Genomic DNA, 21724 nt, shown 5'->3' on the forward strand with positions numbered 1-21724 from the left:
AAGCGCGTCAGTTCCTCAGCAAGGCGAACACTCCCGCGAAGTTGAAGATGGTCGCGGCAAGGCTCGGCAGATTGGATGACCCACCTGCCACTCTGGTTCCGCGGCCGTTGCGTAAGAAGGCACCTGAGAAGGCCAAGTCGTCCAAGACCAAACCCAGGCCTGCGGCGAAGATGACGCGCGCGGCCATCGCAAAGCTGCCACCCGTTGACCCGCCCAGGCCTCCGCCCAGGACCGCGCTTCAACGGTTGGAGCGGGCGTTGGGGCCCGACGACGGAAAACGACGGCGGGGAGGCAGTCCAGTGGTGCAGGGCGGGAGCCCGGGGCTGGGGAGGCGTCGATGACAGCCATTTTCAATCAGATTCTCATCGTGGATTCGCTCCCGGATGGTCAGCTCAATACCGCTGCTCGCCTTTTCGCTGATGCTCGTGACTGGGCGCAAGCGATAGGCGGCGTTCCGCACATTGTCAGCGTTCGCATCCCTTCCAGTGGAGCGTTCCTTGATTTGTTGGACCAGATGGCTCATCGAGCGGCTAGGGATACCTACGTTCCATTGCTGCACATCGAGTGCCACGGTCGGGAAGAAGGGCTCGAGTTCGCAGATGGATCGGGATTGACGTGGGACGGGGTGAAGCCGGCTTTCGTCGCCCTCAATGTGGCCACCCGCTTGAACCTCATTGTGGTGGTCGCAGCGTGCCATGGCGGCGCGATCGCGGGTTTAGTTCGCGCCGAGCATCGCGCGCCTTTCTGGGCATTCCTGGCTCCAAAGCGACAGATATCCGCAGGTGACCTGGAAGCGGCTCTGTCTGCGTTCTATCAAGCACTGCTCATGACGCGATCGTCAGAGCGTGCGATGGACGCCCTCCGCGCAAGCCATGCGGGGCAGGAATTCTGGCAGCTGAGCGCGCAAACCATTTATCGACTGATAGTGGAAGGCTACGCAGAGCGCCACCTCACGCAGGAGGCTGTTCAGCAGCAGGCGGAACGTCTGCGAGCCCGCGCTGCCGCGTATGGTGCGGTTTGGTCACAAGCTCAGATTGAGGCCATGATCCGCGACCCCGCAATCTTCGAAGGATTTCGCCGAGAGTTCTTCATGGTAGATCTGTATCCCGACCACGCAGAGCGTTTCCCCGCAGTGGCGGCTTAGCTCCGAGGCCGCGCGCCGACAGGTCATCTGGCTCGCACCAGCTGATCCCACCGGGTGGTGTAAGCCGGTGACAAGTTTTTCTGGTTCATCGCCCACACGGGCTTGGCCAGCGCTGGCCCCTTCGATCGCCAGGCCGACGACGCCATTCCCATCGTGCCCCGGCCGAACTTCGCGTTGGCCTGGTCCATGACTTTCATGAGTGCTTGCGACCGGGGGTCGATGCCGGCGAACAGGTCGCCTTGATGGACGTCGCCGTGCGTGAGGTCGAGCAACCCCACGCCGACTTTCTTGTAGCGGTAGCCGGTCTTCCACATTGCCCTGGCCAACCCTTGGGCCACCAGCAGCACTTCGCGCGTGTCACTCGTGGGCGCGATGAAGTTGAACGCCTTGCTGGGGTGATACTGCGATGCGCCGGGCTTGAAGGGGTTGGTGTTGAGCCACACCCACACCCCACTGGCCTGCAGCGAGCGCGACCGCAGCTTTTCGCACGCCCTCTGGGCGAACGTGGACACGGCTTGCTGAAGGTCTTCAAGTGAAGTGACCTCTTGGCCGAATGACCGGGACACCACGACCTGCTGCCGTTCCGGCTCCACTTCCTCCAGGTCGCTGCACACCACCCCCTGCAACTCCCGCTGGGTGCGCGCCAGGGTGACCCCGTAACGGGACCGCAGGGTGTCGGGATCGGCTCTGGCCAGGTCGGCCGCGGTGAGGATGCCTTCGGCGCCCAGCTTGGCCGTGACCTTGCGCCCCACGCCCCACACATCTTCGACCGGATAGGTTTCGAGCTCGGGCGAACCGGGCAGGGCAGTGACCACCCCGGGCATGGTTTTCTTAGCCAGCTTGTTGGCCAGCTTGGCCAAGGTCTTCGTGGGACCGATGCCCACGCAACACGGAATGCCCACCCACTGGAGGATCTGGGAACGCGCCTGGCGGGCTATCGCCTCGCGTTGCTCTTCCGGCACGCCGTCGAAGGTCACGAACGATTCGTCGATGGAGTAGACCTCCACGCGGGGAAACCACTCGCGCAGCACCGACACCACCCGGCCTGAAAGGTCCCCGTAGAGGCCGAAGTTCGCCGAGAAGATTCGCAGTTGGCGGCGGATGTGGGGCGGCACCTCGTGGATGGGCTGGCCCATCTTCACGCCCAGGTCCTTGCACTCCTGGCTGCGGGCGATCGCGCAACCGTCGTTGTTAGACAAGATGCACACCGGCTGGCCCCGCAGCGCAGGGTTGAACACCCGCTCGCAACTTGCGTAGAAGTTGTTTCCATCCACCAAGCCGAACATGTCAAAGGGTCCTCGGGTCCACGTTGTGCCACTGACTGATTTCTTGCTCCAAGCCGTCCCATGTCGCTTGGAGCTGCCGCCTGTCACCGGCGAAGAGGGGCTGATCCAGGTGCGCGAACTGGTCGAACTGCGGATGGGGGAGGACGGTGCCAATGCCACTGAAGCAGAACCACTCGCCCACCAACTGGGCGATCTGAGCGAGTTCCTTGATGGCGCCTTTGGCGTCGTCCAGGTTCCATTGCTGGAGCACGCGGCCGGTGCGGCTGAACTCTGTGGCCGCATGTGCGATCTCAACGTTGACGTGCTCCATCACTCCATCGAGTTGCGCCAGGCGCCGCTCCAGTGTGTCGAACACGTCTTTCCGAATCAGATCATCTGGGGTTGACGTTGCGGGAGTGGTTCTGCTCAGCCAGTCGAACACTGCATGCCGTTGGACGGACGGTTCGTAGTGATACTCGCGAGGCACCCAGTGGGCTTGGCCAGGCGCTTGGGCGCGCAGGAACCGCCAATACCGATCTTCCGTGGCTGCGTAGTTGTATTCCAGGCCAGCGATGTCTTCCACGAACACCCGGCGGGTGACGCGCTGCCGAACCGCTCTTGCGTCCATCAATAGCCCACCCAGGGAGCACACTCCACGTTGGCCGTGGATGGTTTCGCGCTCGGCCAGTCGCCGAACGCCTTGCATGGTGGTGCTCCAGAAGCCCGAAACGAGCATTTCCAGCACCATGCCATTGAGCCGCTTGCCGTCGTCGGCATCGGGGCTTGGCGCACCATTTCCACCACGCAGGAGAACGCGCCCAGATCCCACGTCAGCTTGGACAACGCCTTGGAAATGGCGTTGTCGTCGGTGTCGAAGACGCGTTTCCAGAGCTCGATGCGCTGGCGCATCACGCCTCCTGGATGATCGACACCCCAGCCAGTGCGTCGGTCTCGCTTTCGCGACGCCGCACCTGAGAGAGAACGCCCTCAAAGCGTTCCAGTTCGCCCTCATCGTTGGCGGCCCGCCGGTAGGTGTCCCCGTCGTCGAGCACGTCCACGACCACGGCCACGCCTGTGCCGTCCTCGGCCAAGGTCACCTGACTTTCATAGATGCAGGTGCCGGTCCACGAACGCCAGCAGCGCAGCGTTGCGCCGTCCAGCCACACCGCCCACCGGTCGTCCATGTCGCGCGGCCAGAGGCCCTCGCGCAGGCGCACCAGATCCTCGGCGGTGAAGACATGGCCACACCGGATCGGCCAGCGCGGGCCTTCCATCGGTTTGAGCTTGCTCCAGGGGCTTGCATCGTCCATGTCAGCGCCTCAACTGTTTGCGGAAGGACCAGGTCACCACGCCCCACACGTCCAGCTCCATGTCCTCCGGAACGAGGATGGGGGCGTTGGTAGGATTGCCAGAGTGGAGCTCGTAGCGGCCTGCGCGCAGCCGCAATTGCTTGACCGTAAAACCGCCTTCCCAACACACCATGACGATGTCCCCATGTCGGGCGGTGAGGGAGCGATCAACCACCAGGGTGTCGCCCGGGAAGATCCCGAACTCGATCATCGAGGTGCCCGTGTCTGCCTCGACGTAGAACGTGGCCACTGGATTTCGCACCACGCGCTGGTTGATGTCCAGCACGTCCTGCGAGCCGTAGAAGTCTTCTGCAGGGGAGGGGAAGCCACACGTGGCGCGCACCGGCAGCAAGAGCAGCGGTAGGGGCGTCGCATGGAGGTTGGCGGCGCCCAGGTAACCGGGCGGAAGCGAGGCGTTGAGCATGGCGGAAGTCTCTACAAGTCAGAATCACCCGGTGAGACGCACCGGGGAGACAGGCTAGACCGACGCTCGGGGAGCCGCCAATTAGTATTTCGCTGAACGGGCGCAACCCCTTGTCACTGCGAGGGTGGGTGGGTTCGTGAAACCGAGGAGCGGTGCGTGGGATCGGTTCCACGCGCGGACTCGCTTAGACTTTCCGCATCCATACAACAGGGGGTCTTATGGGGGTTCGTCATTGGCTGGTGGCTGCTGCGCTGCTCGTGAGCAGCCCTGCGTGGGCAAAAGGTCCCACCGGGATTGGATCGCTCCAGTTGGGTCTCACACCAGCGCAAGTGGAGGCGTTGCCTAAGGATGGCGTATACCTCGCTACGCCACTGGGACCCTACAAGAGCCCCGGGAACAAGCCGGTTGAGCTGAAGCCGGGAGAAGAACGTTTCAGCACCACCCTTCAAACGCCATGGCAAACCGAGCCACTTGAAGCATCGCTGACGTTCATCGACGGCAAGCTCACGAGCCTCTATATCAACATGGGGGACAACGAGAGGCTGGCTACCCGGGTAGCCGTTCAGATTGAAGAGAAGTTCGGGCCGGCCAAACTGGAGGATTCAACCCGGGTTGAGCGGTGCCCGACCTATGGTGGCGGCTCTGAAGAGGTCCGCAGCGGATCCAACTATTCGGCTTGGAGCGAGGTGCAGGGCGACAAGGAAGTGCGCGCACGAGTGGGCACCTACGTGTTGGATGGCTGCCTTTCGCGCCGATACAACCAGGATAGAAAGGTTCTCGCCAGCATCAGCATTTACACGGTTGAGGCGACGAAGAACCCGTTCTGATCACAGCCTCAGTCGGTTCTGGTCCAGGAGATCGAGCAGCACTTGGGCTACTGCCGCCGCGGCGGTGGCCCAATCGTTGTCTTCACCCGGATACGTCTCTTCCAGAGGGTCTTCCTTGCCCCCGTGAAAGAGGTTGTTGCGCACGCGGCGCATGGCTACGACCAAGGCTTTTGCATCGTTCGGCGGCAAGTTGACAGGCTGATACACCGCCTTGGGGCGCTGCATTTGGTTAAACGCGATTCGCTCCTTCTTCGGGCCATTCCGCGGAGGAGCTAGCAGCTTTGCCCGCGCAGTAGGCGGGACAAGGGCCACGAAGGCAGCACCCATGCGAGCAACGGCGCGATCCACCTTGCTCCAGTCCACGTCCACAACTAAAACAGGGGCAGGTGCCGCAGCGCGTCGTCGGCGCACATCGATCTGTAGCGAGCCGATCTTGAACTCCTTCCAAATGGGTGGCCTGGGTTGTTTGGTCTGGAAGAACTCGCCAGTTTGCTTGAGCCGGAACTCAAGCATTCCGAATGCCTTGAGGAGTCGATAGGCTTTGACCGCGGAGACTGGCATAGACCCATCTTAGTCCAGCCACCCGCTATCCAGCGGCCTTCCACGGACGCCCCTGCCGGGCAGCGATTTCGGCCGCGTCCTCAACCCCTTTCATCCACCAGTGGGTGTCGTCCAGGTGTGGCAGCGCGCCGCGCTCATCCAGAAGGCGGTCCAGTGCTTCGCACACGGCAAACTCGGCATCCCGCCCCTGGCTGCCCGGTGGGTGGGCATGCGCCCGACCATGGCGATACGCCACCAACGTCTTGGCACCCATGTTCCGGCCCTGGGCCAGGTTCGTGCGCACCAACGGATCAGCCCCGTTGTCCAGCAACGCCCGAATGGTCGGTGCGTCAGCGGTAAGCAGGGCGACTTGGAACGGCGAGTAACCACGGGCGTCGTGCGCGTTGGGTTGGGCCCCGCATCTGATCGCCGCGGCCACCTGGGCGGGGTTGCGCTGTTGGATTGCAGCGAGCAAGTCGGTGTTGGCCATGCGTCGTCCTTTTCTTCTGGTTTACCGCGATAGCGGAGACGCGCAAGGGGGGCAGGAGATTAAAAAGCTGTCGGGTAGCCCACGCAGTTCTTCAGTTTAGTCAGATCGCACGCTTGAATACGAAGCGGCAACGAAGGAAGAGCTGCCACTCACCCTTCGTTCTTCATTGCGGTGTCTGAGAGCCTATCAGCGTCGCAGCTTAGCCACCCCTGGCGGGTGCCACTTCCCTTTCGCCATACGCTTCTGCACGAAGGCGCGGTAGTCCTCTGGAGAGGGTGGGGACTTCCGTTTGTGCCGCCGTGAGTTGCAGAGCCAGCAGGCCGCGGCGATGTTCCCGGCCACATCCTTACCGCCGTCCTGCTGGGCCACCAAGTGTTCGGCGGTGCAGCGCAGCGGCGTCGCCGTGCGCGCTGGCAGGCCGTAGGGTTTCAGTTCATCGGGGGAGGCGTTCCACATCGGCAGGCTGCAGTAACAGCAGCGGCCCTTCTGGGCGTGGAATGCATCGGTTCTTAGGCGTTGGAGTTTGGGCATGCTTAGTCTCGGGAAAAACAGGAAATAGCTTCCCGACGTCTCTAGGCGAGAACGCATCGGGCACCTGTTGCCTTGAGCTAAGCAGGCAATACACCGGGGGATGTCCCCACGCGGCAGGGGAGTTATCGCGCCGTCGGGTGGCCGGTGTCAAGATAGGCCTATGAGCGGCGACGAATTGCAAAAACGCCAACGGGAAGAGGCTCAGCGGCTGGCTAGGCTTGCCGACCCCTTGCGCGAAGCAAGAGAACTGATGGATCCAATGCGGCACGCCAGGGAGCTCCTGTATTCGTTGCATAAAGCCGAGGAACTGGCGGACCCCATGAAGCTGGCACGCGAGCAACTGGAAGCCGCACGGCTGGAGCCGATGCTGAGGGCGAGCGAAGAGATGGAAACTTTGATCAGGGGGTCGATGGAGCACGCGCGCCAGCAAGTAGAGGCCGCGCGGATGGAGCCAATTCTGCGAGCTCGAGAGATCGCGGCCATGTATCGCGATCCAATGGAGACGTTCCGCGATCAGTTGAAGTCGATCACCGATCCGATGACGGATTTCAAGGATGTCTTGGCTCAGAAGGCGACCGATTACCAGCGGCAGTTACAGGAGTTTCTGCAACCGTTCCCAGATGCGCGTGACTGGCTTGCGACTTACCACAAGGAACAACGCCAGCAGTTCGAGCACTGGCGCTCGTTACTGGACGACTTTAGTCGACAGATAGAGGAAATGCCGGCGCGCCTGCGCGCGCAGTTGGCTGTGTTGATGGAGCGCGGTTGGTGTCTGGATCCTGAGATGCCCCATACCTGGGGTGTGGATTTGGTTGAGGCGTTTGAGTCAGGAGAGGAAGCGGAGGCGCAGGAATGGCTTATTGACTACTTCCGTGATCGCCTGGAGGAGATCGAGAAAGCCATGGTCCAGCGCCATCCGGCGCGGGCGTCTATCATCACCGATGCTTTCGCTGCTCATCGGGAAGGCCGATATTCTTTGAGCATCCCTGTGATTCTTGCCCAAGCGGAGGGTGTGGTCCAGGACAAGCACAAGCGCCAACTGTTCTCCCGGAAGGCCAGCTCGAATCTGAAGGAAGTGCTGGCCAGCCTGCCAGATGATGACACCCGGCGCATTTTTATGGCCGCGTTTTACGCCGACATCCCGTTGACCCGCAATACCGACCTTCTTCCGGCCGGTTTCGATGGATTGAACCGGCATGCGGTGCTACACGGCACTGATCCGAACTATGGCACCGAAGTAAACAGTTTGCGTGCTGTGTCGATCCTCAACTTAGCCTCCTTCTTGGTCGTAGAAGAGGAAGACAATGCCGCCGCCTGAGCTGGGCGCACATGGTGGCCAACTTCCGCTCGAAGGGCCCGATGTTGTGTGCCAGTCAACTGGCGGAGGAACTCAAGGGCAAGACCGTGGAGCAGTGGCTGGCGGAAAAGTCCGAAGCGGAGCGGGGAGAAGTCTGACCCCGCTTAGGTGGGGCAGCTGATGGCAGTTGGCCACGCGTTGTCGGACCATGACCTCGTCGTCCTGGCCACTTCACCCGAAAATGGGGGACGGGGGCGACAATCCCCACTCAAGCGCCGACGACCGAAGCCCCCATCTGGGGGCTTTGTTGTTAATTCCGGTTGTAGCCATGCTCACGGGATAACAGCACGGATTTCCAGTGGCTTTCACGCTCGCAGATGTCATCCTCGGTAGCGGACAGATCAGCGATCTCCAAGACTGCGAAACGTAGCGCGTGCCGACGCTCTTCCGTGGCTTCGATGCCAAATTCCTTTCTCAAGGCTATGTTGCCGCCGTGCCCATTGGCCGCATAGGTGCACCAGCGGCCCCAGATCCCGTCCGCACCCGACGCCTTCCCCACGTAGAGCCGACCGGTGGTCGTGTCGGTGATGACGTAGATCCCCTTCACGGAGGACAAGGCGGCGCGCCAGGCCGCTGTTTGGTGGCGCACCACGGTGTCCAATTGCGCCTTGGTCAGATTCACCGCCTTGAAGCCCGGGAAGTCCGAAATGGACAACCGCTCGGCCAACAGTTCTGTAACCGTCAAGTCATCGGCCAGTGTTTCGCCCTTGGGGTAGGAGTGGCGCTCTGTGTATCGGCTTTGGAGGTAGAGACGCCCTACCCATTCCTCGCAAGAGGGAACCCGTTCCAGCGTGTAATAGAAGTGAGGCTTCGGATCGAACTCCTCGACGTGGTCGAGGGAGCGGAAAAGGCCGGCGTAGAGCCAGCGCGTGGGCGATCCCGCGCTGACCAAGGACACGACAAACTCGCGTTGGAAGTTTCGCTTGCTTTGCCAGCGTTGCCATTGGTCGAACTGGCCCTCTAGGAATACGTCCAGTGGGCGCTCCTTGCCGGTGTAACGCGCCAGATGGACCTTGGCCTTCTTAGCTTCGAAGGTCGGTTCCCATACTTTGAGCAAGTCAAATAGATTCATAGAAGCAAACCTTGGGCGTGACGGGCCATGCACGCCGCCGCGGCGACGGCGTCGGCTGACTACCCATGCTTCATGCCATCGTGCTTGGTGCGTGTCTGCGGCATCGATTACGTTCCTCGTTTCAGCGTTCCGGTGGGGTCGAGCGCGGCCCAGTAGTGCTCTCCGTTTATTTGCCTCAGCGTTGCAGTGAATGACGCCAGCAGTGCCGGGTTGCGGGCCAGCTGGCCGTGGGCGGTGGACAAGAAGGCATTGCGGTCCTCGCGCAGTCCGTCCACCTTGGCGGAGATCGCCTGCTGGATTTCGGGGTGATCGTGGGAACCGACGCGTTTGAAATCCGGCAAGGGATGGCGTTCAATCGCTGCTTCGGATGCCTTCGGTCCGGATGCTTGGATCCTCAGGAGTTCTGCATACGATTGTTCAAACCGCGCACGAAACTCGGGACCTCGGGTCGTTAGCTGGCTCTCCAAGTCCAAGGCGTGTTGGGACGACTTGAGCGCGGTTTCTATCGCCCTCCTCTCTGCTTGGAGGTGACGTGACAATTCGGCTGTCGCCGATTGCAGCGCGACGGAGCGCTCTAAGGAATGCGACATCTCTCCCACAGCTTGGTTGACCTTATACAAGAACGACAGCGGGCCCTTCTTGGGTTCTTCTAGGACAGGTGGCGTGCGGGTCGGGGTTGCAACACGCGGCGCGGGTCGAGGCACGGGCTGACTGCGCGTGGCAGGGCGTGGTGGGGCCAGCGGAGACGGTTCCACGCCACGCCGCTTTGGCTTGTAGCTGCACGAGGGGAAGTTGGAGCAGGAGCGAAATTCTCCGTAAGGCCCCGTGCGGAGCACCAGCACGCCTTGCTTGCATGCCGGACAAGTCTCCTCTCGAACGGTCTTGCCGTCCGTGTCGGTGACCACCACCGCGCCGTCTTGTTCGAGTTCTCTAAGGAACGTCGAGCATTGGCCTCTGGCAGTAAACATCGCCAAGCTGCGCCGGGCACGGGTCAAGGCTACGTAGAACAGCCGGCGTTCCTCGCCAAGGGAAAAGGTGTCTCCCTGGGGCATGGCCAAGGCCAGCACCGGATCGTCAGTGCGGGTGTTGGGGAAGCTGCGTCCCTTCAGGACGGTAAGCATCTCCGGCAAGATGACGTAATCCGCTTCGCTACCCTTGGAGCGGTGGATGGTCAGGAACGACACGTCCACCCAGCGGTTGAATCGGTGTGGGTTGGTGGGCACATACTGCCGATCTGCGTTGTATCGGCCCAGCACGTAAACCGACACCTTTCCGTTTCGGCCAGGTGGAATCGTCCCGTCCCTCACCTGTTCGCCCAGATTCACCACGAACCGGTCGATTGCATCGGCAAGCTTTTCCTTGCTGTCCACCTGGAACGCTTGAAGAACCGGACCCTGAGGAGGCGTCGTCGAATGAACGCGTTTGGCAATCTGAGCGGGGTTCTTGGAGACAAACGCGCTAGACACATCGCACAACGCCTGAGGGCAACGGAACGTTTGCTCCAGCTTGAGCACCTGGCCGTGGCCAAAAAACTCCCGAAAGCCCGTCATCACCGATACGTCGGCGCCGGCAAACCGATTGATGGACTGCCAGTCGTCGCCCACCGCAAACAAGAACCGGCCCGGCGCCTGGACCAACGCACGGCACAACCGCGCCCGCGCCCGCGATGCATCCTGAAACTCATCGGCCATCACCAAGTCGTAGGGCGATTCCACACGACCGCTCTCTAGGTGCTCGGCGGCCTGGTTCAGCATGTCCTCGAAATCGATTCCGTCCTCGGTGGCCAACGCCTTGTCCCAGGCGTCCATGATCGGGGCGGCAATGTCGAGGAAAATTTCATAGCGATGCTTGAAGGCATCTGCAGGAAGTGAGCTCAGCTTTTGCCGAAGCATGGGAATGGTGAGGCAGTTGCTCTTGGCATGACTCATGAACGTGCGAACGAGGCCGATAAGCTCCATGGAATCCATGGGTTTCTGCCCACCCTGGGGAATCTCCCGTTCGGGGTTGGGATCCATCACTACCCCGCGGGATGTCAGTTCGGCCTCGAGGCGAGGGAGATCAACCTTGGTCCGAAGACCGTGGGAGGTGGTCTCGAACAACGTGGTTCCCATGTCCTTATGCAGCTGTCGTTTCCACTGGACGCCCTCCAGATAGCCTTCGAAGTCGGGGGGGGGAAGGCCTTGGGCGTTGAGTGCGAAATGCTCGTGGTAGAGGTCCAGCTCGGGGTAGTAGAAATCGGGTCTGTATTGGCGGTGAGATTCGTCGGCGGTGCGGTGCTGGTAGGGGGGTTCGTATTGGTAGTCGACACCGTTCAAGAACAGGAAGTTGGCGATCATCACTTCCTCCTGGCTTTTGACACGCTCACCCCGGGTGGTGACGAGCGCACCCTTGCCCTGCGCATCCCAGACGTCGGCAGATTCCGGGGCGCCAAAGGCCGGCAGGTCTTTCCCGAAAACGAAACGGAACAAGTCCCATTGGCTGCGAAACTCGGAGGAGCGATCCTTCAACTCGTCCACGATTTCGGTGAGCTTGCGCACCCCCCCGGCCGCATCCGTGGCCCACTCGGGTATATCGGGTTTTTCTCTGGTGGCCTTCCCGATGAGGCGCAGGCCCAACGCGTGGAAGGTTGAGGCCTCCACGGTCAGTTCCGCCATGCCCAGCCGCTGGAAGGCTTTGGCAGCGCGCTCCTTGAGCTCCTCAGCGGCCTGTTTGTTGAAGGCCAACAGAACGATCCGCTTGGGATCTACGAACCCGCGGTGGATGGCGTAAGCCGCCTTGGCCACCATCGTGGAGGTCTTGCCCGAGCCGGCTGAGGCCACCACCTGCACGCGGTTGTCGAAGCACACCACGGCCCTTGCCTGTTCCGGGGTGAGCGGTTTGCTCTCCACCCGGTCCAGCAAGTCTTTGCAGGCCACCAATTCGCGTTCCACGTGGGCAGTGTTGAGTGCCGCCCAGGCTTGCCGATGGTCTCCCTCCCAGGAAGCCATCGCTCGCTCGATCTCCCTTGCAGTCGGTCCCAACCGCATCTGCACGCCGGGCTTCTTAAGGCGAGCACGCATCCCTTGGACATCAATGATGGGGCGCGCGGCAATGACCGCAGCTTGTTCTTCGTGAGTGAACCAGCGACGCTGTTGGGCGCAGCGCTCTTCCTCACTGGCCATGAGCGTCAGCCACCGTTCGATAGGTCGGCGCTCGGATTCCAGGAATGCGATGTCGTCTCGGAGGTGCTTATCGGCTAAAGCCACTTCCACTGCATGTGAGAGGGCGGCACCTTGGGTGTTGGGCAGCCCATCGGCCTTCACTTCCCGGCCTTCGAACTGTTTGAGGGTGATGTCCGTCCAAAACGTTCCCGCTTGGACGCGATAAGTGGCCGTTTCCTCAACGTTGGCCCGATGGGTGCGGCCGTCCAGCGTCAGGACGAGTTCCATGCCCTCCAGTCGCAACCGCCAATCCGATGATCCGGTCAGGTGCTGGCCCAGCCATGAAGGGCCCCATTCCTTTGCCATTCCTTGTCCCATGTTTTCCCTGGTATGCCGCAGTGCAATCTGCCCCAATCTCCGGCTACTCCATGGTAAGCCGGGCGGCCGCCGAGGTCATGCCGTTCTGGGGGGGGGGCGAAGGTGCATCTCATCCCGTGAGAGCTGCCGGAGTCATCCTGCCCCCGTAAACTGGGCCGGGGAGAATGCCCAAGGTCCGAACAATAGGGGAAGGGGATGAAGCACTTTGTCTTGGCCGGCGCGTTGGCGCTGGCGTTGATTGCAGGCCAGGCCCACGCCGATCCGGTCAAGCTGGGTTCCACCCCGGCACCGGTGGTGACGGTGAAAGGGCGCAGCGTCCAAGACGTTCAAAATGCCATCGTGGCGATGATGCTGCCTGCGGGGAAAACCCCGATCCGGCAGGACCAGAATGTCATGGTCTACGAGTTCCCCCTCTCGTTTTGGCAGTCCATTGGCGTCCAGATGGCGCAGGGGAACAGCGGGTGGCAGGAGCCCAAGGGACGGCTGACCTTCACGATGGCTCAGATGGGCTCCGACGTGATGGTGAGCAACAAGTTCGAGACCGTGGCCACCAACATGTTCAACGCCAGCAATTCGGTCGAGATCACCAATCCGGTGGTCTACAACGAGAACCACCTGGGCCTGCAGCTGGTGGCGGCCTTCGCCGAAGGGCGCATGGTGCCCGGGGAACACAACGCGCTGGGCATCCAAGCCTATGAGAAACCCACCCGCAAGACCCGAAAGGTCGGGGCTGTCATCGAAAAGCTGGTGCCTGGCGCGCCTGCTGAGCAGGCCGGACTGCGTCCCGGCGACGTCATAACCCATATCGGCGGTGTCCATCTTGCCGAGCAAAGCCCCGCAGCAATCCAGTTGCTTGGCTTCCTTCAGATCGGAGAAGCCAAGCTTCAGGTGCTCAACAAGGGTGAAGTCGTGGTGCAAAAGCGACCCGCTCCCAACACCGCACCTAGTGCTGCAGCGTCTGCGGTTGCTCCTGCGCACGCAACTCCCATCGCTCCCGCTGCAGCGAGTCCTACGACAACTGTTCCCGCCTCACCAACCCAGAACGGGGGCCAGGGTTGGTGGCAGAAGCAGAAAGGTGATTGATTGTCATAAGCGGGATGGGGTGGAGCCTCTTCAAAGTTCCAGTGGCGGCCGGTTTTTCCTGTTCTCGATGTGCTGCTGAAGCACTGCAACGAACTCAGCATCATCGAGTGATTGTGCGCCTGCAAGAAATGCCAACTCAGCGATGCGCGCGCGCCGTCGTGCCTCTTCCTTTTTCGCCTGTTGTTTGGCTTTGGAGTCTCGTCGCTGACTCGCTAGAAGCTCACGCGCTTGCAACTGCGCGAGCTGCTGCGTGGCTCGCTGGATTCGATCATGGTAGTGATTGGGGGCTGTCATTCCGATCTCCGCTTCTAATCTTCCTTGAGTGAAGCAAAGAAATCGGTCGCGTCAAGATCAAAGGACCCGCGAAATCTGCAATCCATGCAAGTCCCCCGGCGACTGAGAATAAGAGCCAAAGCTGGAAGAGCAAGAGCGCACTTAGGCATTCCTACGGAATGCGTGCGCAAAGGGCTACGCCCCTTGAACCCCAAGCCGCGAGCGGCTTGCGAAAATCTGAACCCAAGGCATAAAGAGCGGAGCACAAGCAGGAGCTCCCATGGCCATCTACCACGCTCGCGTCAAAACCTTCAGCCGCGCCAAAGGCCATTCGTCTGTCGCCGCAGCCGCCTACCGCGCCGGCCTGCTGCTCGTTGACGAAAAGACGGGTTCACGACACGACTACCGCCGGCGCGGCGGCGTTGTCGAGACCCGCTGCGTGGTCCCGACCGATGCGCCAGAGTGGTCACTGGTGCCCGCGCAGCTTTGGTCCGCCGCCGAGCACGCGGAGCGGCGGAAGGACGCGACGGTGGCAAGGGAGTTTGAGCTCGCTTTGCCTCACGAGCTCAGCGATGCCCAACGCTCGGCACTGGCTGCAGAGATCACCCGCGCCTTGGTCGACCGTTACCAGTTCGCCGCTCAGGCGAGCATCCACTCGCCGGACGCCAAAGGCGGCTTGAACTGGCACCTACATGTCCTCGCCACCACCCGCCGACTCGATGCCGATGGGTTGGCGGACAAAACCAGAGAGCTGGACGGCGGGCCGGCGGGGAGGGCGGAGGTCGAGTGGGTTAGAGAGATGGTCGCTCGCGTGACCAATGCTCACCTCGCTGCTGCGCAGGTAGGCGCCCAAGTGGATCACCGAAGCCTTGAGGCCCAAGCCGCAGCAGCCACGGCCCGAGGCGACGTAGTGTCCGCTGCGCTATTGAGCCGCCGGCCCACGCAACACGTCGGAAAGAACGCGTCGGCCTTGGCCCGGCGGGGCGAAGACGCCGAGCGCGCCGCACTCAATGCGGGAATCCAAGACGAGAACGATGAGGAGTTCGAGAAGCTCCTCGAGGCGTTTGAGCGCGAGGGCAGGGCAATGGAATCGACGGATGGGCACGGTCCGGAGCAGGCCCGCCAGGAGCGCCAGAAAGCTAACCGCCAGGGTGTCGACCTGATGCTACCCGGCGGCGGGCAGATGCGCGGAGTTCACGGAATCGCGGGTCTGACCGTCGGACAGATCGCGGTGCCTCCTCGGTCGCCAGGTCCTTCGGCACGGGACCTGTTCGGTGAGGCAGTCCAGTTGTGGCTCGATGAAGCTCTAGCGGCGGTCCTCGATCTGCTCAAGAACACCCGTCGTTTCTTGGAAGATCACGCCGGTCGCCTCGCTACCTTTGCTGAGCATTCGAGATTGCGCACCGACCTGCGGGAACTCGTGAAGCGGCTCAAGACCCTGAAACGGTGGGCGACGGAATGGAAGCGGCGGCAACTCGCCGAGCGCCATGCATTGAAGCTGCTTCACCGCGCGGAGCGCGCACTCGAAGAATTCGTTGAGTCCAACCCCAAGCCAGCGGACGGTGCCGAGAAAGAATGGGCAAGACGCCGCGGACGACGGTTGGCAGCGATTGAACAGCGTTTGGCTTCACTAAAGGTCGCCAGAGAAGCCGTGTCGCCCGACGGCGAAGCCGCGTGCGAAAAGCGGCTGGTGAGCGCCGTAGAAGCAGTGGAGGAGTGGAGCGGGCAGATGCTGAAGAGCTATCCCATCGAGTCCGATGCCCTCGCGCCCGCCTTCGGACCCCTCGATGCGTCCAAGCTCAAGGCGAGCCAGAATACGCATCCACCACGTTCGCCTCGGTTACATTGAAGGACAACGCCCCGCTTAGCGGGGCGTTCTTATGGAGAAGGGCGCAGGGAGCTCAGTGGATCGTGGGTCCTTTGCGCCCCGGCTTTTCGGCAGGCTCAGCCGCTCGCCCACGCCGATTGGCGAGGAGCGTGTCCAAAGGAGCGAGTGGCTCGCGTTCGATGAGCCGCTCTTTCGTTGCCGTGACCGTTGGATTGAGGTCGGACGTGGGTGGTGAGTTCTCAAAGGTCGGCACACCGCGCCCGCGTTGCCGAAGGAGCTCTTCTGCCAGCTCAAGCGCGAGTCGAAGATCTTCTGTTCGCTCGTCAGCGCTAAGGCTTCTTACTCGATTGAGGCTTCCGCTTAAGAGTTGAGCGGCGATGCGGATTTGTGCGTCTGGCATTGACAGTCCTGCTTGGGAAGGGACTTGTAGCCAAACAGGTTTCACGCGTTCCACAAGACCTCTGCACCGGAACTTTTTCACACTTTTTCTCTTTAGTCCGCAGGTTCAACTATTTACCAAGCGCCTGCGTCCGGCACGTGGCTTTGGCGCCGTCTCGAGTAACAGTTGAGCGAGTGCGGGAAGATTCAATCCAAAGTTCAGCGCATCGAGTCCTGGAGTTGTGGGGCCCGGGCCGTGGAGCTTTTCGCGCACGGTGAAATCACGGCTATACGTCGAGTGGTGCTCGTCGTCGAGCTCGTGCCCCACCAGTTGAGCGCGCAGCTCGGAAGGCACACCCGCGCCTTGTAGGCATTGGATGACGGTTTTCCGGAGCGAGTGAAAGCCACGCTTGCCCGCAGGCCAGTTCTTGCCCACCTGCTCCAGGTGGCGGCCGAAGGCTTTGGTGATCCAATTGCCCTGACCATTCTTCGCGTCGGCTTTGGCAGCGGGGAACAAGCGCTCAGCACCGGCCGCCCGCAGCCCATCAATCCACTCTCGGAAGCCCAGCGCCAGCAAGTCCGGATGCACGGGCACGGTTCGCAGGCTGACCTCCGTCTTCACTTTTTGGTGCTCGCCCTCATCCGACACCTTGATGCAGAGCAGGCCGTCTTCCTCGATGACGTCCCCCGACAGAAGTTGGCCCACCTCGGATGCTCTGGCGCCGGTATAGAGGCCGATGACCGCAGCCCAGCGGGCCGACAGGGCCATGCCCTCAAACGCCGCAGGGGCGAACAGCGCCTGGACTTGGTGTGCGTCATAGGCTTTGAAGCCGAACTTCTTTCGGGCCCGTTTCTCGCGGATGGAGTAGCTGACATGTCCCGCAGCGGGGTTGTCGCCTTTTGGGTAGTAGCCGGAAGCCTGGGCCCACTCGAAGAAGCCGCCCCTGCCCCCGACATACGACTGTTTGTTGGTCAGGGTAGGGGTAGAGGCCCCCTCATCGCGCATGTGCTGATACCAGCGGGCTAGGTCCGTGCGGGTGACTGTCTGCAGCTTGGTCTTGCTCCCCAGGAACCGGACCAAAGCCTCCACCGCCGTCTTTTTTATCGTGAGGGTTTTTGGCAGTGTGCTGCCCTGAAGGCTTGCCAGCCACCCGTCCCGAGCGTCCGCCAGCGTGATGGGCGTTAGCTTCGCCCTGGCCGCCGCGAAGTCGCGCGGCGATAGGGGAGAGTTGACCGCATCCAGCAAGGGGTCGTTCGACTGGCGTTGGGCTTGCTGGAAAAGCCGCAGGTCTTCGTCGGTATCGATCTGCCAGCGCTCACTGACGGTCCCGTCAGGAGCCCGTGTCCGATGGAGCGTAAGGTCCTTCAAGCCCTCCGCTTGCGTCAGTCGGGCGATCAGCTCATCGGCCTCTTTCTTCCCCAGCTTGTCCATCCGCCGATCCCTCAGCGTTGAGAAGGCTTGAGCATAGCGGGACGCCAACACCAGCGCGCGTAGCCGGGCCTCGGACAAGTCATTCGTGCGCAGGGTGCGCTTGAGCAACCGGCGGCCAACTAGGTCCTGGAGATCCGTGGGAACGCGCTGACGGAACGACCAGAGGCCAGACGGAGATCGAACCAAATGATGGGGAATGCGCATCGGGAGATGTGTCCCGATTTGTGTCCTGCATCCTTCCGGGACCAGAAACGAAAAACCCCTGACGAGTCAGGGGTTTGCGTGATCTGGCGGAGAGAGGGGGATTCGAACCCCCGAAGCGCGGTTTAGACGCTTACACACTTTCCAGGCGTGCTCCTTCAACCACTCGGACACCTCTCCGGGACCTGAACGCGGCCATAGGCTGCTTTCAGGGGCGTGAATTCTAGCCTTGGCAGGGGGGGCGCCACAAGCTAAGCCGTGGAATGGTCGCGGGGCGGAGGGGCGGCTGGCGGAGCGTGGCACAATGTCGGCATGTCCTACCTCGTCCTCGCCCGCAAGTGGCGTCCCAAGCGTTTCGCCGAGTTGGTGGGCCAGGAGCACGTGGTCCGCGCGTTGACCAATGCACTGGACAGCGGCCGCGTCCACCACGCGTTCCTGTTCACCGGTACGCGCGGCGTGGGCAAGACCACCATTGCCCGCATCTTCGCCAAATCGCTGAACTGCGAGAAGGGCACCAGCGCCGATCCTTGCGGCCAGTGCCCGGCCTGCCTGGACATCGACGCCGGCCGCTACATCGACCTGCTGGAGATCGACGCCGCGTCCAACACCGGCGTGGACGACGTGCGCGAAGTGATCGAGAACGCGCAGTACATGCCGTCGCGTGGCAAGTTCAAGGTGTACCTGATCGACGAAGTCCACATGCTGTCGAAGGCCGCGTTCAATGCGCTGCTGAAGACGCTGGAGGAGCCGCCCGGGCATGTGAAGTTCCTGCTGGCCACCACGGATCCGCAGAAACTGCCGGTCACCGTGCTGTCGCGCTGCCTGCAGTTCAACCTCAAGCGCCTGGACGAGGAGCAGATCCGCGGGCAGATGACCAGGATCCTCAGCGCCGAGGCGATCGACTCCGATGCGAGCGCCATCGCCCAACTCGCGCGCGCAGCCGATGGCTCGCTGCGCGATGGCCTGTCGCTGCTGGACCAGGCCATCGCGTATGCCGGCGGTGCCCTGCGCGACGAGGGCGTGCGCACCATGCTCGGCACGGTGGATCGCACCCAGGTGAATGCCATGCTGGCGGCACTCGCGCAGGGCGATGGCGAAACCCTGTTGCAGGTGGTGGCGCGGTTGGCGGAGTTTTCGCCGGATTGGGCCGGCGTGCTGGATGCGGTGGCGGAGGCCTTGCACCGCATCCAGGTGAGGCAGTTGGTGCCCTCGGCCAGCGTGGAGGCGGAAGGGATCGACGTCGATGCCTTCGCAGGCCAGCTGCGTCCGGAGGTCGTGCAGTTGTGGTACCAGATGGCCATCAACGGTCGCCGCGACCTGCATGTGGCGCCCAGCGGTCGGGCCGGATTCGAAATGAGCCTCCTGCGCATGCTGGCGTTCCGCCCGGCGCAGGCGGGCGAAATGCGGGGTGAGGCGCGCGCACCGGTGGTGCAGGCGCCCATCCCGAATGCGCCGCCGCCCGCCGCCAGTCCTTCGCCCGCGATGCGCACGGCGCCCGCGACGCCGGAGCCGGTCATGCCACCGCAGCAGATGGCCCGTGAAGAGCGTCCCGCGCCTCCCAGCCCGAGCCCGGCACGCGCCATGGTGGACGACGCGCCGCCCTGGCGTGTCGCCGACGAACCTGCGGCAGCAGCACCTGTCGCATCGACGATGCCGGCCGGCATCGGCATCACCGACGCGGAGACCTGGCTGCATTTCGCCGGCACCTGCGGCCTGAAGGGCGTGGGCAAGCAACTGGTCGACAACGTCGCCTTCGCCGGATATGCGGACGGTACGCTGACCCTCGCGCTAGACAGCGGCTTCGACTACCTGCGATCGGAACGTACCCTCGGCGAACTCGGTGAGGCCATCGCCAGCCGCTATGGGGTGGCGCCGAGGCTGGCATTCGCGGCGGCCGCGTCGGCAAGCGAGACGCTGAAGCAGCGCAGCCACCGGCAGCGCGACGAACGCCAGAACGTCGCCGAATCGACCTTCATGAACCATCCGGACGTGCGCCAGCTGATGCAGCAGCATGGCGCCCGGCTCGTTCCGGACTCCATCCGACCTTACGAAGAGTGATCACGACATGCGTGGAAACATCGCCCAACTGATGCAGCAGGCGCAGAAGATGCAGGAGAACCTGCAGCGCGCCCAGGAAGAACTCGCCAAGCTGGAAGTCACCGGCAATGCCGGGGGCGGCATGGTCAGCGTGACGCTGACCGGCGCCAAGGAATGCCGCAAGGTCCGCATCGATCCGTCGCTGATGTCGGACGCGGAAATGCTGGAGGACCTGATCGCCGCCGCCTTCAACGATGCGTCCAACAAGGTCGACGCGGAATCGAAGTCGCGCATGGGCGCCGCCACGGCCGGCATGCCGCTGCCGCCCGGCATGAAGATGCCGTTCTGACCGCGATCCCGATCGGTTGACGGCGGCGCGCCTGCGCTGTCCCGGAACGACATGTCCAGCCCGCTGCTCGAACAGCTCATCGAAGCGTTGCGCGTCCTGCCCGGTGTCGGGCAGAAGACCGCGCAGCGCATGGCGTACCACCTGCTCGACCGGGAGCGGGACGGTGGCCGGCGCCTGGCCGGCGTCCTGGCCGAAGCGCTCGACCAGATCGGCCACTGCGAGCAGTGCCGCGATTTCACCGAGGGCGCGATCTGCACGCTCTGCGCGAGCGGCAGCCGCGACCGCCACCAGCTGTGCATCGTGGAATCGCCATCCGATCGCCTCGCCATCGAGCAGGCCACCGGCTATCGCGGGGTGTACTTCGTCCTGCACGGGCGTCTGTCGCCGCTGGATGGTGTCGGACCGCGCGAGCTTGGGCTGGATGCGCTGTCCGCGCGCCTCGCAGCGGGGGAGGTGAGCGAACTGATCATCGCCACCAACCCGACCGTCGAAGGCGAAGCGACCGCCCACTACCTTGCGCAGCTGGCGCGGCAGCAGGGCGTGCGTCCCAGTCGCCTGGCCCATGGTGTGCCGCTGGGGGGGGAACTGGAGTACGTCGACCGCGGCACGCTGGCTCATGCGTTCGGCGGCCGCAGCGAGATGACCTGATTTCACGCACGGAGAGCCGTACCGCCATGACCGACACCATCTTCGCCAAGATCATCCGCCGCGAGATTCCGGCCACCATCGTCTATGAAGACGACGAGGTGCTGGGTTTCAAGGACATCGGGCCGCAGGCGCCGGTGCACGTGCTTTTCATTCCGAAGAACGAAGCGATACCCACGCTGGACGACCTGCGCCCGGAACAGGCGCACCTGATGGGCAAGCTCGCGATGGCTGCCGCGGATTACGCGCGCAGCGAGGGATTCGCGCAGGATGGCTACCGCATCGTGATGAACTGCCGCGAAAACGCCGGACAGACCGTGTTCCACATCCATCTGCACCTGCTGGCGGGAGCGCCGCTGGGACGATTCGGAACATCCGCGTGAGCGCTTGCGCATACAGGCCCCATGAAAAAAGCCGCTCGATGAGCGGCTTTTTTGCGTGGATCGCGCCAGGTCTCGCTTACCACCAACCCCAGCGGCCCCAGCGCGGGCCCCAGAACGGATCGTAGTAGGGATAGGGGCGGACAACCTCGACTTCGCGCACTTCCGGCCACAGGTAGACCACGTCGGCGGCCACGCGGGGCAACTGGTAGTCGTAGTCGCCGATGCGGGTGCTTTCGTAGCCCTCGATCTTGCCGACGAAGGTCACTTCGCGCCCTTCGGCAAACACGGCGGGGTCGTAGAACCCGGCACGGCAGGCGATGAAGCGGCCATCGGTGGCGTCGGGCGCCGTCGACATCGGCCGGCCCGTGGCGTTGAGCGGCCTGGAGACGAGCTGGAAGCAGGTGGAATTCTGTCCGGGCGTCGTGCTGATGATGCGTCCGCCCCATCGGACCGGGGCGCCGACCTGCGGCGCGCCCACGGAATCGCGCGGATTGACCGGGGTGAAGCTGCCCTGCAGGGGCTTGGGTGCGGTGGCGCACGCGGAAAGCAGCGCAGCGGCTGCGACGACGACGGCGAAACGAAGGTTCATGGCCAGTCT

General features: G+C 62.9%; 23 protein-coding genes and 1 tRNA gene. 10 read left to right on the top strand and 14 right to left on the bottom strand.

Annotated elements, in window-relative coordinates; all coding sequences use genetic code 11:
- The first annotated feature begins 337 nt into the window (after positions 1-337).
- On the top strand, positions 338-1144 hold the full coding sequence (locus tag ACSQ19_RS14015; protein ID WP_435997773.1) for a hypothetical protein: 807 nt from the start codon (positions 338-340) through the stop codon (positions 1142-1144).
- Between the two features lie 23 nt (positions 1145-1167).
- On the opposite strand, the gene ACSQ19_RS14020 is transcribed toward ACSQ19_RS14015, so the two are convergent.
- From ACSQ19_RS14020 to ACSQ19_RS14040, 5 genes are read right to left on the bottom strand one after another with little or no spacing between them, the layout of a single operon-like run.
- Entirely contained in the window at positions 1168-2430 is a 1263-nt protein-coding gene (locus ACSQ19_RS14020; protein ID WP_435997775.1) for a Y-family DNA polymerase, read from the bottom strand.
- A gap of 1 nt (position 2431) precedes the next feature.
- Entirely contained in the window at positions 2432-2992 is a 561-nt protein-coding gene (locus ACSQ19_RS14025; protein WP_435997777.1) for a hypothetical protein, read from the bottom strand.
- Between the two features lie 44 nt (positions 2993-3036).
- Positions 3037-3318, bottom strand: a complete 282-nt coding sequence (locus tag ACSQ19_RS14030; protein WP_435997779.1) for a hypothetical protein — start codon at positions 3316-3318, stop codon at positions 3037-3039.
- On the bottom strand, positions 3318-3719 hold the full coding sequence (locus tag ACSQ19_RS14035) for a hypothetical protein (protein WP_435997781.1): 402 nt from the start codon (positions 3717-3719) through the stop codon (positions 3318-3320). The genes ACSQ19_RS14030 and ACSQ19_RS14035 overlap by 1 nt, the downstream gene beginning before the upstream one ends.
- Position 3720: 1 nt before the next feature.
- On the bottom strand, positions 3721-4182 hold the full coding sequence (locus ACSQ19_RS14040; protein WP_435997783.1) for a LexA family protein: 462 nt from the start codon (positions 4180-4182) through the stop codon (positions 3721-3723).
- A gap of 239 nt (positions 4183-4421) precedes the next feature.
- Between ACSQ19_RS14040 and ACSQ19_RS14045 the strand changes: the two genes are divergently transcribed.
- Positions 4422-5009, top strand: a complete 588-nt coding sequence (locus ACSQ19_RS14045) for a hypothetical protein (RefSeq protein WP_436040788.1) — start codon at positions 4422-4424, stop codon at positions 5007-5009.
- Here ACSQ19_RS14045 and ACSQ19_RS14050 read toward each other — a convergent pair whose 3' ends face one another.
- From ACSQ19_RS14050 to ACSQ19_RS14060, 3 genes are all read right to left on the bottom strand, one after another.
- Positions 5010-5570, bottom strand: coding sequence for a hypothetical protein (locus ACSQ19_RS14050; RefSeq protein WP_435997787.1), 561 nt, complete (start codon positions 5568-5570; stop codon positions 5010-5012).
- 25 nt (positions 5571-5595) lie between these two features.
- The gene (locus ACSQ19_RS14055; RefSeq protein ID WP_435997789.1) at positions 5596-6039 is read right to left on the bottom strand and encodes a hypothetical protein; all 444 of its coding nucleotides are present in this window, start codon (positions 6037-6039) and stop codon (positions 5596-5598) included.
- A 186-nt stretch (positions 6040-6225) separates the two neighbouring features.
- Entirely contained in the window at positions 6226-6570 is a 345-nt protein-coding gene (locus tag ACSQ19_RS14060) for an HNH endonuclease (RefSeq protein ID WP_435997791.1), read from the bottom strand.
- 160 nt (positions 6571-6730) lie between these two features.
- On the opposite strand from ACSQ19_RS14060, the gene ACSQ19_RS14065 reads away from it, so the two are divergent.
- Positions 6731-7888 (top strand): hypothetical protein, encoded by a 1158-nt coding sequence (locus ACSQ19_RS14065; protein ID WP_435997794.1) that lies wholly within the window; start codon positions 6731-6733, stop codon positions 7886-7888.
- Positions 7889-7899: 11 nt separating this feature from the next.
- Complete coding sequence (locus ACSQ19_RS14070) at positions 7900-8025, top strand: hypothetical protein (protein ID WP_435997796.1); 126 nt, start codon at positions 7900-7902, stop codon at positions 8023-8025.
- A gap of 152 nt (positions 8026-8177) precedes the next feature.
- On the opposite strand, the gene ACSQ19_RS14075 is transcribed toward ACSQ19_RS14070, so the two are convergent.
- Both ACSQ19_RS14075 and ACSQ19_RS14080 read right to left on the bottom strand, forming a co-directional pair.
- The gene (locus ACSQ19_RS14075) at positions 8178-8999 is read right to left on the bottom strand and encodes a GIY-YIG nuclease family protein (protein WP_435997798.1); all 822 of its coding nucleotides are present in this window, start codon (positions 8997-8999) and stop codon (positions 8178-8180) included.
- Positions 9000-9106: 107 nt separating this feature from the next.
- Positions 9107-12505, bottom strand: a complete 3399-nt coding sequence (locus tag ACSQ19_RS14080; protein ID WP_435997800.1) for a UvrD-helicase domain-containing protein — start codon at positions 12503-12505, stop codon at positions 9107-9109.
- Positions 12506-12712: 207 nt separating this feature from the next.
- On the opposite strand from ACSQ19_RS14080, the gene ACSQ19_RS14085 reads away from it, so the two are divergent.
- Entirely contained in the window at positions 12713-13600 is an 888-nt protein-coding gene (locus ACSQ19_RS14085; RefSeq protein ID WP_435997802.1) for a PDZ domain-containing protein, read from the top strand.
- A 30-nt stretch (positions 13601-13630) separates the two neighbouring features.
- Here ACSQ19_RS14085 and ACSQ19_RS14090 read toward each other — a convergent pair whose 3' ends face one another.
- Positions 13631-13894, bottom strand: coding sequence for a hypothetical protein (locus ACSQ19_RS14090; RefSeq protein ID WP_435997804.1), 264 nt, complete (start codon positions 13892-13894; stop codon positions 13631-13633).
- 259 nt (positions 13895-14153) lie between these two features.
- On the opposite strand from ACSQ19_RS14090, the gene ACSQ19_RS14095 reads away from it, so the two are divergent.
- The gene (locus ACSQ19_RS14095; RefSeq protein WP_435997805.1) at positions 14154-15722 is read left to right on the top strand and encodes a MobA/MobL family protein; all 1569 of its coding nucleotides are present in this window, start codon (positions 14154-14156) and stop codon (positions 15720-15722) included.
- A gap of 484 nt (positions 15723-16206) precedes the next feature.
- On the opposite strand, the gene ACSQ19_RS14100 is transcribed toward ACSQ19_RS14095, so the two are convergent.
- Together ACSQ19_RS14100 and ACSQ19_RS14105 are read right to left on the bottom strand one after the other, a co-directional pair.
- The gene (locus ACSQ19_RS14100; protein WP_435997807.1) at positions 16207-17715 is read right to left on the bottom strand and encodes a DUF6538 domain-containing protein; all 1509 of its coding nucleotides are present in this window, start codon (positions 17713-17715) and stop codon (positions 16207-16209) included.
- Positions 17716-17799: 84 nt separating this feature from the next.
- Positions 17800-17892: transfer RNA gene (locus ACSQ19_RS14105), tRNA-Ser, on the bottom strand.
- A gap of 132 nt (positions 17893-18024) precedes the next feature.
- Here ACSQ19_RS14105 and dnaX point away from each other — a divergent pair.
- Genes dnaX through ACSQ19_RS14125 form a run of 4 tightly spaced genes read left to right on the top strand, consistent with a single transcriptional unit; the run spans position 18025 to position 21126 of the window.
- Positions 18025-19770, top strand: coding sequence for a DNA polymerase III subunit gamma/tau (dnaX, locus tag ACSQ19_RS14110; RefSeq protein WP_435997809.1), 1746 nt, complete (start codon positions 18025-18027; stop codon positions 19768-19770).
- Between the two features lie 7 nt (positions 19771-19777).
- Positions 19778-20098: a YbaB/EbfC family nucleoid-associated protein gene (locus tag ACSQ19_RS14115; RefSeq protein ID WP_296280101.1), complete on the top strand. Its 321-nt coding sequence runs from the start codon at positions 19778-19780 to the stop codon at positions 20096-20098.
- A gap of 51 nt (positions 20099-20149) precedes the next feature.
- Entirely contained in the window at positions 20150-20746 is a 597-nt protein-coding gene (gene recR / locus ACSQ19_RS14120) for a recombination mediator RecR (RefSeq protein WP_296280103.1), read from the top strand.
- A 26-nt stretch (positions 20747-20772) separates the two neighbouring features.
- Positions 20773-21126 (top strand): histidine triad nucleotide-binding protein, encoded by a 354-nt coding sequence (locus ACSQ19_RS14125; protein WP_435997812.1) that lies wholly within the window; start codon positions 20773-20775, stop codon positions 21124-21126.
- 76 nt (positions 21127-21202) lie between these two features.
- On the opposite strand, the gene ACSQ19_RS14130 is transcribed toward ACSQ19_RS14125, so the two are convergent.
- Positions 21203-21715: a Slp family lipoprotein gene (locus tag ACSQ19_RS14130; RefSeq protein WP_435997814.1), complete on the bottom strand. Its 513-nt coding sequence runs from the start codon at positions 21713-21715 to the stop codon at positions 21203-21205.
- Positions 21716-21724 lie beyond the last annotated feature (9 nt).

The organism is Pseudoxanthomonas sp. LjRoot127 (assembly GCF_964253495.1).
Lineage (GTDB): Bacteria > Pseudomonadota > Gammaproteobacteria > Xanthomonadales > Xanthomonadaceae > Pseudoxanthomonas_A.

Excerpts from the sequence above, each read along its gene's own strand:
- ACSQ19_RS14035 (WP_435997781.1), bottom strand. The coding sequence starts at position 3,719 with ATGGACGATGCAAGCCCCTGGAGCAAGCTCAAACCGATGGAAGGCCCG.
- ACSQ19_RS14020 (WP_435997775.1), bottom strand. The coding sequence starts at position 2,430 with ATGTTCGGCTTGGTGGATGGAAACAACTTCTACGCAAGTTGCGAGCGG.
- ACSQ19_RS14055 (WP_435997789.1), bottom strand. The coding sequence starts at position 6,039 with ATGGCCAACACCGACTTGCTCGCTGCAATCCAACAGCGCAACCCCGCC.
- ACSQ19_RS14070 (WP_435997796.1), top strand. The coding sequence starts at position 7,900 with ATGGTGGCCAACTTCCGCTCGAAGGGCCCGATGTTGTGTGCCAGTCAA.
- ACSQ19_RS14050 (WP_435997787.1), bottom strand. The coding sequence starts at position 5,570 with ATGCCAGTCTCCGCGGTCAAAGCCTATCGACTCCTCAAGGCATTCGGA.
- ACSQ19_RS14090 (WP_435997804.1), bottom strand. The coding sequence starts at position 13,894 with ATGACAGCCCCCAATCACTACCATGATCGAATCCAGCGAGCCACGCAG.
- ACSQ19_RS14125 (WP_435997812.1), top strand. The coding sequence starts at position 20,773 with ATGACCGACACCATCTTCGCCAAGATCATCCGCCGCGAGATTCCGGCC.
- recR (WP_296280103.1), top strand. The coding sequence starts at position 20,150 with ATGTCCAGCCCGCTGCTCGAACAGCTCATCGAAGCGTTGCGCGTCCTG.
- ACSQ19_RS14080 (WP_435997800.1), bottom strand. The coding sequence starts at position 12,505 with ATGGCAAAGGAATGGGGCCCTTCATGGCTGGGCCAGCACCTGACCGGA.
- ACSQ19_RS14075 (WP_435997798.1), bottom strand. The coding sequence starts at position 8,999 with ATGAATCTATTTGACTTGCTCAAAGTATGGGAACCGACCTTCGAAGCT.
- ACSQ19_RS14085 (WP_435997802.1), top strand. The coding sequence starts at position 12,713 with ATGAAGCACTTTGTCTTGGCCGGCGCGTTGGCGCTGGCGTTGATTGCA.
- ACSQ19_RS14100 (WP_435997807.1), bottom strand. The coding sequence starts at position 17,715 with ATGCGCATTCCCCATCATTTGGTTCGATCTCCGTCTGGCCTCTGGTCG.
- ACSQ19_RS14095 (WP_435997805.1), top strand. The coding sequence starts at position 14,154 with ATGGCCATCTACCACGCTCGCGTCAAAACCTTCAGCCGCGCCAAAGGC.
- ACSQ19_RS14060 (WP_435997791.1), bottom strand. The coding sequence starts at position 6,570 with ATGCCCAAACTCCAACGCCTAAGAACCGATGCATTCCACGCCCAGAAG.
- ACSQ19_RS14130 (WP_435997814.1), bottom strand. The coding sequence starts at position 21,715 with ATGAACCTTCGTTTCGCCGTCGTCGTCGCAGCCGCTGCGCTGCTTTCC.
- dnaX (WP_435997809.1), top strand. The coding sequence starts at position 18,025 with ATGTCCTACCTCGTCCTCGCCCGCAAGTGGCGTCCCAAGCGTTTCGCC.
- ACSQ19_RS14030 (WP_435997779.1), bottom strand. The coding sequence starts at position 3,318 with ATGCGCCAGCGCATCGAGCTCTGGAAACGCGTCTTCGACACCGACGAC.
- ACSQ19_RS14040 (WP_435997783.1), bottom strand. The coding sequence starts at position 4,182 with ATGCTCAACGCCTCGCTTCCGCCCGGTTACCTGGGCGCCGCCAACCTC.
- ACSQ19_RS14015 (WP_435997773.1), top strand. The coding sequence starts at position 338 with ATGACAGCCATTTTCAATCAGATTCTCATCGTGGATTCGCTCCCGGAT.
- ACSQ19_RS14115 (WP_296280101.1), top strand. The coding sequence starts at position 19,778 with ATGCGTGGAAACATCGCCCAACTGATGCAGCAGGCGCAGAAGATGCAG.
- ACSQ19_RS14065 (WP_435997794.1), top strand. The coding sequence starts at position 6,731 with ATGAGCGGCGACGAATTGCAAAAACGCCAACGGGAAGAGGCTCAGCGG.